Source organism: Acidithiobacillus ferriphilus (assembly GCF_018854775.1).
GTDB lineage: Bacteria > Pseudomonadota > Gammaproteobacteria > Acidithiobacillales > Acidithiobacillaceae > Acidithiobacillus > Acidithiobacillus ferriphilus.
Genome location: NZ_JAAZTY010000092.1, coordinates 1 through 1,201, shown reverse-complemented (window position 1 = coordinate 1,201; position 1,201 = coordinate 1). Strand labels below are relative to the sequence as shown.

Genomic DNA, 1,201 nt, shown 5'->3' with positions numbered 1-1,201 from the left:
TCATAGGCTTTCCATGGCGTAGTCGATACTGATTTCTCGGTCGGCCACAGGTCGGAAACGCCGGTTGGTGAAGGCCACATAGTCGGGGTGCTCGTGGTAGGAATTGATTACTTCCGGTGCTGCAAAACGCACCTGCCAACAGTAGCGGTATTGAGCGCGTTCTCTCATCGCCTTACCCGTAATCACTGACCGCACTCCAGGAATGGTGCTCAGCGCCTGCTGCCCCTCGATCATCATCGCGGTCACTTCTTTTTCAGAAATGCCGATAACATTGTGGATGATCAGGTGTTCCACGGAGGTCCACGGACGACAGCATGCCAACACCTCGGCGGCCCGCCCGGCGGCGCCCCACACGCGCATACAGCGCTCAGCCTCGGCGCTGATCGCCGCACCAACGCCCTGAACCAAATCCAGGTAGCCAGCACCCGGCGCCGATTTCGCCCGGGCGCTGATCGCCGCGTTCGCGGCTTCAGCCAACGCGGTAAAATAATTGATCTTGGCCACGCCATGGACAATGAGTCGCCGAAATTGATCATCGTCGAGCCGGGTCCTGCAGTGGATTGCCAGAGGAATACCCAGTGCCTGATTGATGCTGCGCAGGCGCTGGATATCCAGCTTGGCTTTACTATTTGGACAGCTCTGTTCCGCCCGAATGGACACCACGAGGAAATCCACTCCCGTGCGTTCGACAAAGCCCTTCGCCTCGGCCACAGTGGTGTAGGGTGCCGTGGCAGGATACCCCCCTTGGGGGTTTATATCCGCTGCGTCGGGGATGTAACCCAAATCCCCTTCGACCGGCACACCGCAGGCATGGGCCATATCGACCACGGTCTTCGTATGCGTCAGGTTATCGGAGAAGGTCGACTGCGAGGCGTCCACCATCACACCGTTGCAACCCAGGCGGATAGCCCGCACCGCCGCTTCCAGGTTTGCGCCCCGGTCAAAATGGAGGGCCACCGGCACCGCGCTACGGCGTGCCGCCGCCTCTACCCCTGACATCAGCAGTTCGAAATCGTAGTGTTCCAGATGCGATTCGGCCAGAGAGAGGATTACGGGGGCGCGAGACCGCTCGGCAGCGGCCATGACGCCCTCGACGAACTCCAGGCTCACGACGTCGAAAGCGCCTACCGCGTATCCATGCGCATAGGCATGGCTCAGCAGATCTTTCATATGCACCAAAGGCATAACGCTATCCCCCGAA

Annotated in this window: 1 protein-coding gene; it reads right to left on the bottom strand. The window is 60.0% G+C overall.

Annotated features, from left to right (window positions below; genetic code table 11):
- On the bottom strand, window positions 1-1,201 hold a 1,201-nt coding region (locus tag HF921_RS07115; protein ID WP_226834380.1), incomplete at its 5' end, for a class II fructose-bisphosphate aldolase.